The sequence below is a fragment of the Streptomyces sp. SAS_270 genome, from assembly GCF_052543295.1.
In genome coordinates, this window is the sequence record NZ_JBMNDS010000004.1 from 42988 (window position 1) to 57783 (window position 14796).

The following is a 14796-nucleotide window of genomic DNA, read 5'->3' on the forward strand; positions in this document are numbered from 1 at the left end:
GGCAGGGCAGGGCAGGGCAGAGGGGAACGGGAGGACATGGCGGCGCGGACCGGGGAGTTCCTGATGGATCTCGACGCGGGCATGCTCGCGTACTTCCGCGAGATGGCCCACGAGATGGTCACCCGCTTCGGCATCCCGCGCGCCGAGGCCGTGGCGAGGATCAACAGGGCTTACGCGCAACGGCACATCACGCCCTATCCCGACCCGATGTGCCGCGAACTCCCCGAATACTGGGGCTACGGCCTCTACTTCAGGCCCAACGGGGGCCGCCTCCCCGACGACGACCCCGACACCGACCTCTCCGTCTGGGAGGTCCGCCCGCCTCCGCCGCGTGACTCGGCCCACTGGACCGTACGGCCCGCCGGGGACTGACACACGGCACATCACCGCCGGGGACTGCCGGACGAATCAACGGTCAGGGGAACAGCCGCTCCAGCACCACAGCGATCCCGTCGTCCTCGTTCGACAGCGTCACCTCGTCGGCCACGGCCTTGAGTTCAGGGTGGGCGTTGGCCATCGCGATGCCGCGGGCGGCCCAGTCGAACATCGGGATGTCATTGGGCATGTCGCCGAAGGCGATCGTGGCGGCGGGCGCCAGACCCAGGTGCGCGGCGGCCAGCGCGAGTCCCGTCGCCTTGGTCACGCCACATGGCTGAAGTTCGACGGTGCCGGGCCCCGACATGGTGACCGTCGCCAGCGAACCGACCACCATGCGCGCCGCGGACGCCAACTCGTCGTCGGACAGCGTCGGATGGCGCAGCAGCACCTTGCTGATGGGTTCGGTCCAGAGGTCGTCGCGCCGGTCGACGCGGACCGCGGGGAGCGTGGGGTGCGGCATCAGATACCCCGGCTCGATGAGCGTCAGCCCGTCCACACCGTCCTGGTCCACCGCCGCGTAGAGAAGGCCGACCTCCGCCTCGATCTTGCCGAGCGCCGTCTCCGCCAACTCCCTGTCCAGGGTGACCGACCAGAGCAGGCGGTCCGCTCCCGCGTCGTAGAGCTGCGCCCCCTGCCCGCACACCGCGAGGCCCGTGGTGCCGAGGTCCTCCAGCAGCGGTCGCACTCTCGGCGCCGGTCGTCCCGTCACCACCAAGTGCTGTGCCCCCGCCCCGGCCACCCGCGCCAACGCGGCCAACGACCGGTCGGAGAGGGTGTCGTCGCCGCGGAGCAGCGTTCCGTCCAGGTCAGTGGCGATGAGTGAATATGCAGTCGGAGCGGCCATGATCCGAAGAATACGGATCGAACGACACATCGGCCCGGCGTGAACCGGACGACGTCCGGTATCTCGTGCGCCACGCGGCTTGTCGTACCCGGTCCTTTTCCGCGCCACCGGGCCGCTGCCGTACGGCTTCACCAGGAGGCAGGATGATGACGCGGCACCGACTCGAACGCCTGTGGCACATCGGGGAGTTGCCCCGGAGAGACGGCTCCGCCCGGGCCGCCCCACAAAGACAGCATCATCGGAACAACTCGATCGAGAAGGTACGGAGGGAGACATGAGCCTCTTCGAAGCGCATCTGCGCGAGGCCGCCGTGGGAATCCTGAAGCGGTTCCCCGAAGAGCTGAGGCCGGAGACATACGTCCTCTCCTTCCGCATCTGGCGGACCGACGACGACTGCCGCCGCCCGTACGTGGCCATCGGCTACAACACCGAGAGCCAGTACGAGCGCGAGAGTTACCCGGAGGACCCGGGCGAGGCCCGCTGGAACTACGCCTACTGGCTCCTGGAGGGCTTCGAGACGCTCGGCAACGTGCCCGAGGACCCGGAGGGCAGCCGTCTCTACGTCGAGGAGGTGAGGCAACTCGGGCTCTGGTACGAGGGATACGACGACGAGTTCGAGCTGCCCGACGACCTCCCCGAGGCCGAGCAGAAGGAGATCGACGGCAAGGACGACCTCCTCGGCCTGCACTTCTCCGGCGCCTGCATCGCCCTCGCCCGGCATCTGCACGCCGAGGGCCACATCGAGCGGATCTTCGGCCGCCCCCTTCCCGTCGTGGTCTTCGACATGTACGCCCCCGGCTGGGAGATCGCGGCCACCGAGGCGGCCAACCCACCCGAGGTGATCACCGACTTCCTGGCCTGGCAGCACGCGGCGGTCTACGAGAACGCCCCTCGGACCGGGGAGTTCCTGCTGCGCCTCGACGAGGAGTGGCTCGACTACTTCCGCGAGATGGCCGACGTCCTCGTGGAGCGCTTCGGAATCTCCCGGGCGGAGGCCGTCGCACGGATCAACGAGGGGTACGCCGCGGAGGAGCTCCAGCCCATGGGACAGGACCTGCTGGGCCACGAACTCCCCGAGTTCTGGGCACACCGCCTCTACTTCAGACCCGACGCCCGCGGCCTTTTCCCCTCCGGCGACCCGACCGCGGACGGCGACCTCGCCCGGTGGGACGTCCGCCCCGCCCCCCGCAGGGACTCGGCCGCCTGGACACTCACCGACGAGACGCCGCGCTCCTGAGCCGTCGACGGTCGTTGGTGGTGGCCGTGGGTACCGTCGGCACCGACCGCACCCACGGCGATCGTTGGTGGCTGTCGGTGCCGGCAGCCGTCGCCCGCCTCAGCCGTGCGCTGCCGCCAGATGCTTCGCCAGCCGCGGCGAGGCGAACTCCGTACCGCACACGAACCGCATCACCGGGCCGTACGAAGCCGCCGCGGGCAATCCCGTGAAGTACAGCCCCGGTACGGACGACCGATAGCCCGCACCGAGCCTCGGCGTGCCCCTGCTCACCGTCAGCTCGGTGCGCAGTTCGTGTCCGAGGAAGTCCATCGCCGCGATGTCCACGCGATAGCCCGTCGCGGCTATGACGTGGTCGGCGGCGAGCTCCTCCACCCGGCCGCCGAGGGTCCGCAGGGTGAGCACCGGCTGGGCGCCCTGGGCCTCGGCGCGAACGATCCGCGCGACCTCGCGGACGCCGACCTTGCCCTCGAAGCGGTCACGCAGCCACCACGCGCCGAGCGGGCCCAGCACGCGGCGGACCAGGTAGTGCCGGGCCTGCGCGGGCAGATGACGGTACGGCTGCGGGTAGTAGCTCAGCGCCCACAGCGACCAGGCGCGGCCGAACGGCGACTCCGGGCGAAGCTTCGGCTGCTCCCACGGGGGCGCACCGAAGGCGACCCGGCCCCGGCCCCGGGAGACCACCCTCACCTGCGCGCCCGCCTCCGCGGCCAGGACGGCCGTCTCCAGCGCGGACTGCCCCGCGCCGACGACCACGAGTTCCCTGCCCGAGAACCGGCTCAGGTCATGGTGCTGCGAGCTGTGGGACACCGGACCCGTCGGAGTGGGCCCGTCGGCCGCCGCGCCCCCGAGCTCGGCGGGCAGATGGGCGAGCCCGGACAGCCCGGTGGCCACCACGACCGCCCGCGCCGTGAACAACTCCCCCGAGTCCAGCTTGATTTCGAAGCCTGCGCCGCTTTGGCCCCGCTGGCCGCCCTTGCGGTCCACGGAGACGACCCGCACCCGCTCCAGTTCGGGCACGAGCTTCTGCTGGAACCACTGCCCGTACGCGATGAACGTCTCGACGGGAATGATGTCCTCGTCCGTGACGAGCCGCGGTACCCCCGCAGCATCGCAGTAGTCGACGAGGTTGTGGCCGCGTTGCGGCGCGTCGATGTTGGATGCGACCGGAGTCGATTTCAGCAGCATCCCCTCGGGCATGTGGTCACGCCAACTGACCATCGGCTCGCCGAAGACGCGCACCGGAATGCCGCGCGCCCGCAGATGGGCCGCGGTGGACAGGCCGAACGGGCCGGCACCGATGACTGCTACCGGATGAATCACGAAGTCCCCTCCCCAGGACACCACTTCGCCACTCGTGGTCGTGCGTCACTTCTCGCCCCTGCTGCTCGCGCCTGCCGGCGCTACCGGGCGTCCTTGCCGGTCGTCGCACTGGTCGTGGTGCTGCCGCGGCGGTTGGTCCGCCACAGCTGATACAGGTGCTTCGCGCCCGGCCGCACGAAGCGCGCCAGCATGGTGAAGAACGGCCGCAGGTCGTCACCCGCGAGCCACGCCAGCTCCGTACCACTCGCGCGAGCGGGCGCGTGCGGTGTCGTGTAACCGCTGCGCCGGTAGGCGAGCAGGGCCGGCAGGTCGATGTTCTCCACCACATAACGGTGACCGGCCCGCTGTTCCCCCTCGGGAACGGCACGCCCGGTCAGGTCGAGGTGCATGGCACGGACGACGTCGATCCCCGACTCGTTCTCGAAGAGCCGGAACTGCGCGCCCATCCGCGGATTGAAGTCAAGGAGCTTGTACTGCCCGTCGCGCCGGTCGAAGCGCAGGTCGAGGTCGATGATTCCGCTGAAGCCGATCTGCTTGATAAAACGCGCGGCGAGATCCGCGAGTTCCGGATTGTCGACTACATATGCATTCGCCGTCATTCCCGCGTGCGGCGGCCAGGAGCGCACCTTCACGCCGGTGAACATCGCGAGCGGCGTCGAGTCCGCGTCGAAGTACGCGTGCACGATCCAGTCCTCGGCGTCCTCCCTCGGCAGGTACTCCTGGAGGATCACGCCCGGGTGCTCGCCCCAGTCGCGGGCGAGCGTGAGCAGCCCCTCGCGCGTCGCGATCCTCGTCGTCCCGTTCACCGCGGGCTGTTTCCGGCGGACGAAGGCCTCGCGGTTCTTGGCGACGAGCGGGAACGCGGCCGTCTCGGCGAACCGCGCGATGTCGTCGTACGACTGCGGAAAGGCCGCCGCCGGGCTGGGTATGCCGTGCTCCACGCACAGTTCGTGCAGACCCTGCTTGCTGGCGAGGCGGCGCGGCAGTTTCGCGTCCACCTTCGGGAACAGGAACCGGTCGCCGAGCACGTCCTGATGCTCGGCGATCAGGACGGCCGCCTCCTCGTCCGTCGGGACGAGCACCGCCGGGCGTCCGATGCGGCGCCCGATCCTCAACAGGCCCTCCACGAGCCGCTCCGGCGCCTCCGTCCCGCTCGTCGGCCAGACAAAGGCGCGCCGCAGATAGCGTGAGACCGCGGCCGGCGTGTAACGGTCCTCGGTGATGGCATACATCGGTATGCCCAGACGGCCCAGGCTCCGGATGGCGCCCACCCCGCCGTGATGCAGTGGATAGTCGCCGAACTTCACGATCAGACCCGGCACGTCCCGGTCTGCGTCGACCGGAACGCCACCGGCGCTCCTGGCCACGGGTCCCCCCACGTGTCCCCCCTACGGACCGGACCCACCCCGTCCGTGTCCCCCAAAGGACGCTAAGCCGGAATTGACGCCTCCGACAAGACCTAATCGGACATTGCGAACTCTTTAGGGGCGCCCGGCACCACCAGCGGTCCCCCAGGGGGCCCTGCCGCAACACCGTCACTCCCACGTAACGTGTGGCGCGACCACACGGAACGCATGGAACACATGGCGAGCACGAAAGCGAGGCAGCACCCGATGCCCCCCTTCGATGTCCCCGAGGGCGATCCCTTCGGTCCGCACAACCTTCCGTACGGCGTCTTCTCCCGGACCGGCTCCTCGGAGCGCACCGTCGGCGTCCGGCTCGGCGACCACGTCCTCGACGCGGGCGCGGCCGCCGCCGCGCTCGGCTCCCCGTATGTCTCGCTGCTCGCGCGGCCCTCGCTGAACCCGCTGCTCGCCGCGGGCCGCACGGCCTGGTCCGACGTCCGACGCGCCCTCACGGCCTGGGTGACGGTCCCCTCCCACCGGGAGGCCATCGCACCCCTGCTGCACCCCCTGTCCGAGGTGACCCTGCACCTCCCCTTCGAGGTCGCGGACTACGTCGACTTCTATGCCTCGGAGAACCACGCCCGCAACGTCGGCCGGATCTTCCGCCCGGACGCCCCCGACTCCCTCACCCCCAACTGGAAGCACCTGCCCATCGGTTACCACGGCCGGTCCGGCACGGTCGTGGTGTCGGGAACCGAGGTGGTACGTCCGTCGGGCCAGCGCAAGGCTCCCACGGAATCGGCCCCTTCCTTCGGCCCGTCCGTCCGGCTGGACATCGAGGCGGAGGTCGGCTTCGTCGTCGGCACCCCCACCGACATGGGCACATCCGTCCCGCTCCCCGCCTTCCGGGACCACGTCTTCGGCCTCTGCCTCCTCAACGACTGGTCGGCCCGCGACATCCAGGCCTGGGAGTACGTCCCCCTCGGCCCCTTCCTCGGCAAGTCCTTCGCCACCTCCGTCTCGGCGTGGATCACCCCGCTGGACGCCCTGAAGGACGCCCAGGTCGCGCCCCCGCAGCGCACCCACCCCCTGCTCCCCTACCTGGACGACGCCTCGGAGGAGCCCGCCGGCTACGACCTGCGCATCTCCGTGGCCATCAACGGCCATGTCGTCTCCGAGCCGCCGTTCTCCACCATGTACTGGACGGCCGCCCAGCAGCTCACCCACATGACGGCCAACGGCGCCTCCCTGCGCACCGGCGATCTCTACGGCTCGGGCACGGTCAGCGGCCCCGCCGAGAACGAACGCGGCTCCCTGCTCGAACTCACCTGGAACGGCGAGACCCCTCTCGAACTCCCCGCCGGCAAGCGCACGTTCCTGGAGGACGGCGACGAGGTGACCCTGACGGCCTGGGCCCCCGGCCCGAACGGCACCCGAACCGGCCTGGGCGAGGTGACGGGCAGGATCACGCCGGCGTCCTGACCCGGTGGACACCGGCGAGACCCCCGCCGGGTCGGCATCCGCCCACCGGCGGGAGGGTCGCGCCGGTACATCCCCGCCGGCCCCTGCTGTCCGGCCCCCTGAGGTCCGGTTCCCTACATCCAGTCCGCTATATCCAGTCCTCGGGCTCCGGCTCCATGTCCATCTCGGGCCAGTCCGGGTCCGGGCTCGTGCCCGGGCTCGTGCCCGGGTGCGGACTCGTGCCCGGGTGCGGGCCCGGTTCCGGCGCTCCGCCCGGCGCCGGGTCGTGCGTGGGGCTCGGCGTCGCGGGAGTTCCGCCCAGGGAGCCCAGAACCTCCAGCACGCCCTCCCCGTACGTGGCGAGCTTCTTCTCGCCCACTCCGCTGATGCCGCCCAGCTCCGTCACCGACTTCGGCCACACCGTGGCGATCTCCCGCAGCGTGGCGTCGTGGAAGATGACGTACGCCGGGACGCCCTGTTCCTTGGCCTGTTCGGCGCGCCAGGAGCGCAGGGCCTCGAAGGCGGGGACCAGTTCCTGAGGCAGCTCGGCCACGGCCGCCTTGGACTTGCGCTCACCCCGGGAGGACGACGAACGGGCTGTGGGCGGTTTGGGCGGCTCCTTGCGCAGCGGTACCTCGCGCTCGCGCCGCAGCACCGTCCCACTGGCCTCGGTCAGCACCAGCGTCCCGTACTCGCCCTCGACCGCGAGCAGCCCCTGGGCCAGCAGTTGCCGCACGACACCCCGCCAGTCGGACTCGGCCAGTTCCTCACCGATACCGAACACCGACAGCTGATCGTGGTCGAACTGGATCACCTTGGCGGTGCGGCGCCCCAGCAGGATGTCGACGATCTGGATCGCGCCGAACTTCTGGCCCCGCTCGCGCTGCAGTCGCACCACCGTGGACAGCAGCTTCTGCGCCGCCACCGTGCCGTCCCAGGTCTCGGGCGGCGTGAGGCACGTGTCGCAGTTGCCGCACGCCGGAGTGCGCGGGTCCTGGCCGAAGTAGGCCAGAAGCTGGCCCCGGCGGCATTCGGCCGTCTCGCACAGCGCCAGCATCGAGTCCAGGTGAGCGGCCGCCCGGCGGCGGAACGCCTCGTCGCCCTCCCCGCCCTGGATCAGCTTCCGCTGCTGGACCACGTCCTGCAGTCCATAGGCCATCCATGCCGTCGACGGCAGTCCGTCGCGGCCCGCACGGCCCGTCTCCTGGTAGTAGCCCTCGACCGACTTCGGCAGATCGAGATGGGCGACGAACCGGACGTCCGGCTTGTCGATGCCCATCCCGAAGGCGATGGTCGCGCAGACCACCAGCCCCTCCTCGCGCAGGAAGCGCGACTGGTGTCTGGCGCGCGTGCCCGCGTCCAGACCCGCGTGGTACGGCACCGCCTCGATGCCGTTGCGGGAGAGGAACTCGGCGGTCTTCTCCACCGAATTACGCGAGAGGCAGTACACGATGCCCGCGTCGCCCTCGTGCTCCTCGCGCAGGAAGGACAGAAGCTGCTTCTTCGGATCGGCCTTCGGGACTATCCGGTACTGGATGTTCGGGCGGTCGAAACTCGCCTCGAAGTGGCGGGCCGTCGGCATACCCAGACGCTGGGTGATCTCCTGATGCGTCGCGCGGGTGGCCGTGGCCGTCAGCGCGATCCGCGGGACGTCCGGCCAGCGCTCGCCGAGCAGGGAGAGCGCCAGGTAGTCGGGGCGGAAGTCGTGGCCCCACTGGGACACACAGTGCGCCTCGTCGATGGCGAAAAGGGAGATCTTGGCGCGCGACAACAGGTCGAGCGTCGTGTCCAGGCGCAGCCGCTCCGGAGCCAGGTAGAGCAGGTCGAGCTCTCCCGCCAGGAACTCCGCCTCCACCGTGCGCCGCTCGTCGAAGTCCTGCGTGGAGTTCACGAACCCTGCACGCACGCCCAGCGCCCGCAGCGCGTCCACCTGGTCCTGCATGAGCGCGATGAGGGGTGAGACCACGATTCCCGTACCGGGTCTGACCAGGGACGGGATCTGGTAGCACAGCGACTTGCCGCCGCCGGTCGGCATGAGGACGACGGCGTCGCCGCCCGCGACCACGTGCTCGATGATCGCTTCCTGCTCGCCGCGGAAGGCGTCGTACCCGAAGACCCGGTGGAGCGTGGCCAGTGCCTCGCTGTCGCCCAGAGTCTCCGTCGCGCCCGCGTCGGTCATCACACCCGTCCCACCCATCGCCAGTCCCCCGTCCGTCGTGCTTCTCCCACGACAGCCACCATAGGCCTCCGCGCTGACAGCGTCGGAGTTATCCACAGGCTGCCCGATCGGGCGGCCGCGGCCGGTTCGGCCCGCTGTCAGCCCGTCGGGCCACCCGGATGGCGACCGTCGGGCATTGCGGCAATGCTGCTCGTGCGGGACGGGGGAGGCCCGCCGCCGGACGGGCGCCCTCCCGGGTGCCTTCCCCTCATCCCAAGGAGTCCCCCCGCATGCCCGCACGTCCCCTGAAGGCCGTCTGCGCCCTGGCGGCGGCAGCGTCGCTGGCCCTGACCGCCGCTCCCGCCCAGGCGGCGACCGACCCCGATCCCCGGGTCTGGACCGATCTGTCCACGACGTATCAGGCGACCTCCGCGTACGGGTACGAGCCGTTCGCCGTCGCCGCCGGGTACGCCCGCACCAACGACTGCGTCGCCAACCCGCCGGTGGGCGGCATGGGCTACCACTACGTCAAACCGAAGTACATCGGTTCGCTCGACCCCGCCAAGCCGGCGGCCGTCCTGTACGAGGACCGGGGCGACGGCAAGCGTCGGCTCGTCGCTGTCGAGTGGGTGGTCGCGGACACGGGCCAGGCCACGCCGAAGCTTTTCGGCGAGAAGTTCCAGAAGAACGAGTTGCCCGGCCACTTCACGCTCCACGCCTGGATCTACAAGTCCAACCCCCGCGGCCTGTTCTACTCGTGGAATCCCAGAGTGACCTGCCCGGCTGCCTGACCCGCGAGCTGCCCCACGGGCGCATGCGTCGGGGCCCGGCTCCCTGAGGAGACCGGGGCCCGGTGCCCGCGTGCGGTGAAGTTGCGGCGGATCAGCGGACGAAGACGCCCGCCTGCCCCGCCAGATCCAGGAAGTACTGCGGTGCCACACCGAGCACCAGCGTGACCGCCACTCCCACCGCGATCGCGGTCATGGTCAGGGGCGACGGCACAGCGACCGTCGGGCCCTCCGGCCGGGGCTCGCTGAAGAACATGAGCACGATCACGCGGATGTAGAAGAACGCCGCGATCGCCGACGAGATCACACCGACCACCACCAGCGCTCCCGCGCCGCCCTCCGCCGCCGCCTTGAACACGGCGAACTTCCCGGCGAAGCCGGAGGTCAGCGGAATGCCTGCGAAAGCGAGCAGGAAGACCGCGAACACGGCCGCCACCAGCGGAGACCTGCGTCCGAGGCCGGCCCACTTGGACAGGTGGGTCGCCTCGCCGCCCGCGTCGCGGACGAGCGTGACGACGGCGAAGGCGCCGATCGTGACGAACGAGTACGCGCCCAGGTAGAAGAGGACGGAGGACACTCCGTCCGGGGTCGTCGCGATGACACCCGCAAGGATGAAGCCCGCGTGCGCGATGGACGAGTACGCCAGCAGCCGCTTGATGTCGGTCTGCGTGATCGCGACGATCGCACCGCCCAGCATGGTGACGATCGCGACGGCCCACATGACGGGCCGCCAGTCCCAGCGCAGGCCCGGCAGGACGACGTACAGCAGACGCAGCAGCGCGCCGAAGGCGGCCACCTTGGTCGCGGCGGCCATGAAACCGGTGACCGGGGTCGGTGCTCCCTGGTACACGTCCGGGGTCCACATGTGGAACGGCACCGCGCCGACCTTGAAGAGCAGCCCCATGACGACCATGGCGGCGCCGATGAGCAGCAGCACGTCGTTGCCCATGGTGCCGGCGAGCGCCGGGTCGACGTTCTGGACGGTGCCGTCGACGACCTGCGCGATCCGCGCGTACGACACCGAGCCCGCGTAGCCGTACAGCAGGGCGATACCGAAGAGCGTGAACGCGGAGGCGAAGGCGCCGAGCAGGAAGTACTTGACCGCGGCCTCCTGCGACATGAGCCGCTTGCGGCGGGCCACGGCGCACAGCAGGTACAGCGGGAGGGAGAACACTTCCAGCGCGATGAACAGCGTCAGCAGGTCGTTGGCCGACGGGAAGACCAGCATGCCGCTGATCGCGAAGAGCAGCAGCGGGAACACCTCGGTGGTGGTGAACCCGGCCTTGACCGCGGCTTTCTCGCTGTCGCTGCCCGGCACGGAGGCGGCCTGCGCGGCGAAGGAGTCGACGCGGTTGCCGTGTGACTCCGGGTCGAGGCGGCGCTCGGCGAAGGTGAAGACGCCGAGGATGCCGACGAGCAGGATCGTGCCCTGCAGGAACAGGGACGGTCCGTCGACCGCGATCGCGCCCATCGCCGCGATGTGCGCCTTCGTGGTGCCGTATCCACCCGCCGCGAGCCCGACGACCGCTGCGAAGGCGGCCGCGAGCGCGACGACGGACACGAACACCTGGGCGTAGTAGCGGAACTTGCGCGGCACGAACGCCTCGACCAGTACCCCGACGACCGCCGCCCCGATGACGATCAAGGTGGGCGACAATTGTGCGTATTCGATCTTCGGCGCGTCGATCTTGTCGATCGGATCTGCCGCCATTGTCCACAGGCTGTGGACGGCTGTTGCGCTCACTTGGCCGCCTCCACCTCGGGCTTGGGGTCCTTTTTGTGTACGTCTGACATGGTCTGCTTGACCGCCGGGTTGACGATGTCGGTGACCGGCTTCGGGTAGACACCCAGGAAGATCAGCAGCGCGATCAGCGGGGCGACGACCAGCAGCTCCCGCACCCTGAGGTCGGGCATTTCGGCGACCTCCGCCTTCACCGGGCCCGTCATCGTCCGCTGGTAGAGGACGAGTGTGTAGAGCGCGGCGAGGACGATGCCGAAGGTCGCGATGATCCCGACCGCCGGGTAGCGCGTGAACGTGCCGACCAGGACCAGGAACTCACTCACGAAGGGCGCGAGGCCCGGCAGCGAGAGGGTGGCGAGACCACCGATCAGGAACGTGCCCGCGAGCACCGGGGCGACCTTCTGCACGCCTCCGTAGTCGGCGATCAGACGCGAGCCGCGCCGCGAGATCAGGAAGCCCGCCACCAGCATCAGGGCGGCCGTCGAGATCCCGTGGTTGACCATGTAGAGCGTCGCGCCCGACTGGCCCTGGCTGGTCATCGCGAAGATGCCCAGGATGATGAACCCGAAGTGCGAGATCGACGCGTACGCCACCAGCCGCTTGATGTCCCGCTGGCCGACGGCGAGCAGCGCCCCGTAGATGATGCTGATCAGGGCGAGGACGAGGATGACGGGCGTCGCCCACTTGCTCGCCTCCGGGAAGAGCTGGAGGCAGAAGCGGAGCATCGCGAAGGTGCCGACCTTGTCGACGACCGCCGTGATCAGTACCGCGACCGGGGTGGTGGCTTCCCCCATGGCGTTGGGCAGCCAGGTGTGGAGCGGCCACAGGGGCGCCTTCACCGCGAAGGCGAAGAAGAACCCGAGGAACAGCCAGCGCTCGGTGCTCGTCGCCATGTGCAGCGACCCGTTGGCCCGGGCCTCGGCGATCTGCTGGAGCGAGAAGTTCCCGGCCACTACGTAGAGGCCGATTACGGCGGCCAGCATGATGAGGCCGCCGACCAGGTTGTAGAGGAGGAACTTCACGGCGGCGTACGAGCGTTGCGTCGCCGCCACCTCGTCACCGTGCTCGTGGGCCTTGTCGCCGAAGCCGCCGATGAGGAAGTACATCGGGATGAGCATGGCTTCGAAGAAGATGTAGAAGAGGAAGACGTCGGTGGCCTCGAAGGAGATGATCACCATCGCCTCGACGGCCAGGATCAGGGCGAAGAAGCCCTGAGTGGGCCGCCAGCGCGTGTTGCCGGTCTCGTGCGGGTCGGCGTCGTGCCAGCCCGCGAGGATGATGAACGGGATGAGCAGCGCGGTCAACGCGAGGAGCGCCACCCCGATGCCGTCCACGCCCAGCTCGTAGCGCACCCCGAAGTCCTTGATCCAGGCATGCGATTCGGTGAGCTGGTAGCGATCCCCGTCGGGGTCGAAGCGCACCAGGGTCACGGCGGCGAGCGCCAGAGTGGCGAGCGAGACGAGCAGCGCCAGCCACTTGGCGGCGACGCGCCGCGCGGCCGGCACGGCGGCCGTGGCGATCGCCCCGAGAGCCGGGAGCGCCGCCGTCGCTGTCAGCAGAGGAAAGGACATCGGTATCAGACCGCCCTCATCAGCAGGGTCAGAGCGATGAGGACCGCCGCACCGCCGAACATCGAGACCGCGTACGAGCGCGCGTAGCCGTTCTGCAGCTTGCGCAGCCGTCCGGAGAGGCCGCCCATCGAGGCCGCCGTGCCGTTGACGACACCGTCGACCAGGGTGTGGTCGACGTACACCAGGGAGCGGGTGAGGTGCTCCCCGCCGCGCACCAGCACGACGTGGTTGAAGTCGTCCTGGAGCAGGTCGCGTCGGGCGGCCCGGGTGAGCAGCGATCCGCGCGGGGCGACGACCGGCACGGGACGGCGCCCGTACTGGGCGTACGCGATTCCGGCGCCGACGACGAGGACCGCCATGGTGGCGAGGGTGACCGTCAGGGCGCTGACGGGCGAGTTGCCCTCTTCGTGCCCGGTGACCGGCTCCAGCCAGTGCAGGAACGGGTTTCCGATGCTGAACAGACCGCCCGCGAAGACCGATCCGAAGGCCAGCACGATCATCGGGATCGTCATGGACTTGGGCGACTCGTGCGGGTGCGGCTCGGTGTGTTCACCGCGTGTCTCGGCGGCGGGCTCCACGCTCGACTCCGCCGGGGACGGCGTCGGCGCGTTGCGCCAGCGCTCCTCTCCGAAGAACGTCATCAGCATCACGCGCGTCATGTAGTACGCCGTGATGGCCGCGCCCAGCAGGGCCGTGCCGCCGAGGATCCAGCCCTCGGTGCCGCCCTTGGCGAAGGCCGCCTCGATGATCTTGTCCTTGGAGAAGAAGCCCGACAGGCCCGGGAAACCGATGATCGCGAGGTAGCCGAGACCGAACGTCCAGAACGTGACCGGCATGTACTTCCTGAGGCCGCCGTACTTCCTCATGTCGACCTCGTCGTTCATGCCGTGCATGACCGAACCGGCGCCGAGGAAGAGCCCGGCCTTGAAGAAGCCGTGCGTCACCAGGTGCATGATCGCGAAGACGTAGCCGATGGGGCCGAGGCCCGCGGCCAGCACCATGTAGCCGATCTGCGACATCGTCGAGCCGGCCAGCGCCTTCTTGATGTCGTCCTTCGCACAACCGACGATCGCACCGAACAGCAGCGTGACCGCGCCGACGACGGTGACGGCCAGCTGGGCGTCCGGCGCGGCGTTGAAGATCGCTCCGGAGCGGACGATCAGGTACACACCCGCGGTGACCATGGTCGCGGCGTGGATGAGGGCCGAGACCGGGGTCGGGCCCTCCATCGCGTCGCCGAGCCAGGACTGCAGCGGCACCTGGGCGGACTTGCCGCAGGCGGCGAGCAGCAGCATCAGGCCGATGGCGGTGAGCTTGCCCTCGGAGGTGTCACCGGTGGCTTCCAGCACCGGCCCGAAGGCGAAGGTCCCGAAGGTGGTGAACATCAGCATGATGGCGATCGACAGGCCCATGTCGCCGACGCGGTTGACCAGGAAGGCCTTCTTCGCGGCGGTGGCGGCGCTGGGCTTGTGCTGCCAGAAGCCGATCAGCAGGTACGAGGCGAGGCCCACGCCCTCCCAGCCGACGTACAGCAACAGGTAGTTGTCGGCGAGGACGAGCAGGAGCATCGCCGCGAGGAACAGGTTCAGATAGCCGAAGAAGCGGCGGCGGCGCTCGTCGTGCTCCATGTACCCGATCGAGTACAGGTGGATGAGCGAGCCGACGCCGGTGATCAGCAGCACGAACGTCATCGACAGCTGGTCGAGCTGGAAGGAGATGTCGGCCTTGAAGCCGGCGACCGGGACCCAGCTGAACAGGTGCTGGCCGATGGCCCGGTGTTCGGCGTCCTTGCCCAGCATGTTGGTGAAGAGGGTCACGCCGATGACGAAGGAGGAGGCCGCGAGTGCCGTGCCGATCCAGTGGCCGACGGCATCGAGCCGCCGTCCGCCGCACAGCAGTACGGCCGCTCCGAGCAGAGGCGCCGCTACGAGCAGCGCAATCAGGTTGTCCAC

At 69.7% G+C, this 14796-nt stretch carries 11 protein-coding genes; 4 read left to right on the forward strand and 7 right to left on the reverse strand.

Annotated elements, in window-relative coordinates; translation table 11 throughout:
- Positions 1-36 precede the first annotated feature (36 nt).
- Positions 37-372, forward strand: coding sequence for a hypothetical protein (locus ACN6LB_RS04070; RefSeq protein ID WP_445024593.1), 336 nt, complete (start codon positions 37-39; stop codon positions 370-372).
- A gap of 43 nt (positions 373-415) precedes the next feature.
- Here the strand turns inward: ACN6LB_RS04070 and ACN6LB_RS04075 are convergent, their stop codons facing one another.
- A complete protein-coding gene (locus tag ACN6LB_RS04075; protein ID WP_445024594.1) occupies positions 416-1222 on the reverse strand; it encodes an HAD family hydrolase in 807 nt (268 codons plus the stop codon).
- Between the two features lie 274 nt (positions 1223-1496).
- Here ACN6LB_RS04075 and ACN6LB_RS04080 point away from each other — a divergent pair, with 274 nt between their 5' ends.
- Positions 1497-2459 (forward strand): hypothetical protein, encoded by a 963-nt coding sequence (locus tag ACN6LB_RS04080; RefSeq protein WP_445024595.1) that lies wholly within the window; start codon positions 1497-1499, stop codon positions 2457-2459.
- 99 nt (positions 2460-2558) lie between these two features.
- Here the strand turns inward: ACN6LB_RS04080 and ACN6LB_RS04085 are convergent, their stop codons facing one another.
- A complete protein-coding gene (locus ACN6LB_RS04085) occupies positions 2559-3779 on the reverse strand; it encodes an FAD-dependent oxidoreductase (protein ID WP_445024596.1) in 1221 nt (406 codons plus the stop codon).
- A gap of 80 nt (positions 3780-3859) precedes the next feature.
- Complete coding sequence (locus ACN6LB_RS04090) at positions 3860-5146, reverse strand: carboxylate--amine ligase (protein ID WP_445024597.1); 1287 nt, start codon at positions 5144-5146, stop codon at positions 3860-3862.
- A 246-nt stretch (positions 5147-5392) separates the two neighbouring features.
- On the opposite strand from ACN6LB_RS04090, the gene fahA reads away from it, so the two are divergent.
- Positions 5393-6607 carry a fumarylacetoacetase gene (fahA, locus tag ACN6LB_RS04095; protein WP_445024598.1) on the forward strand — a complete coding sequence of 405 codons (1215 nt, stop codon included), beginning with the start codon at positions 5393-5395 and terminating at the stop codon, positions 6605-6607.
- 127 nt (positions 6608-6734) lie between these two features.
- Here the strand turns inward: fahA and recQ are convergent, their stop codons facing one another.
- The gene (gene recQ, locus ACN6LB_RS04100; RefSeq protein WP_445024599.1) at positions 6735-8783 is read right to left on the reverse strand and encodes a DNA helicase RecQ; all 2049 of its coding nucleotides are present in this window, start codon (positions 8781-8783) and stop codon (positions 6735-6737) included.
- A gap of 251 nt (positions 8784-9034) precedes the next feature.
- On the opposite strand from recQ, the gene ACN6LB_RS04105 reads away from it, so the two are divergent.
- On the forward strand, positions 9035-9535 hold the full coding sequence (locus tag ACN6LB_RS04105; protein ID WP_445024600.1) for a hypothetical protein: 501 nt from the start codon (positions 9035-9037) through the stop codon (positions 9533-9535).
- A 91-nt stretch (positions 9536-9626) separates the two neighbouring features.
- On the opposite strand, the gene nuoN is transcribed toward ACN6LB_RS04105, so the two are convergent.
- Genes nuoN through nuoL form a run of 3 tightly spaced genes read right to left on the reverse strand, consistent with a single transcriptional unit; the run spans position 9627 to position 14796 of the window.
- The gene (nuoN, locus tag ACN6LB_RS04110; protein ID WP_356148391.1) at positions 9627-11276 is read right to left on the reverse strand and encodes an NADH-quinone oxidoreductase subunit NuoN; all 1650 of its coding nucleotides are present in this window, start codon (positions 11274-11276) and stop codon (positions 9627-9629) included.
- The gene (locus ACN6LB_RS04115) at positions 11273-12844 is read right to left on the reverse strand and encodes an NADH-quinone oxidoreductase subunit M (protein ID WP_356148394.1); all 1572 of its coding nucleotides are present in this window, start codon (positions 12842-12844) and stop codon (positions 11273-11275) included. The genes nuoN and ACN6LB_RS04115 overlap by 4 nt, the downstream gene beginning before the upstream one ends.
- A gap of 5 nt (positions 12845-12849) precedes the next feature.
- Positions 12850-14796 (reverse strand): NADH-quinone oxidoreductase subunit L, encoded by a 1947-nt coding sequence (gene nuoL / locus ACN6LB_RS04120; protein ID WP_445024601.1) that lies wholly within the window; start codon positions 14794-14796, stop codon positions 12850-12852.